This is a genomic window from Alcanivorax sp. HI0083 (assembly GCF_001635175.1).
Genome location: NZ_LWFX01000638.1, coordinates 1 through 284, shown reverse-complemented (window position 1 = coordinate 284; position 284 = coordinate 1). Strand labels below are relative to the sequence as shown.

The following is a 284-nucleotide window of genomic DNA, read 5'->3' as shown; positions in this document are numbered from 1 at the left end:
ATTGAGCATAATGGCCGCATATCACGCTTCGTCGCGTTAGTTACCCAGCGCGACGCAGGCCACGACCCATTTTGACGCGGACGCCCTGGCACCATGAGCAACGAATTCACTTTCAGCATCAAGCGCATTTGTTTCGATGAGGATTACCGTCCAGCCGACAACACGCGCATTACCACCAACTTTGCCAACCTGGCGCGGGGAGAACGGCGCAAGGAAAACCTGCGCGACACTCTGACCATGATCAATAACCGGTTTAATGCGCTGGCTCACTGGGACAACCCCAA

The 284-nt window shown here is 55.3% G+C and carries 1 protein-coding gene; it reads left to right on the top strand.

The genetic code is table 11. From position 1 onward, the window contains the following. Positions 1-93 precede the first annotated feature (93 nt). Positions 94-284, top strand: a 191-nt coding sequence (locus A3754_RS06335; RefSeq protein ID WP_156496856.1) for a putative oxygenase MesX, incomplete at its 3' end; no start/stop codon positions are given.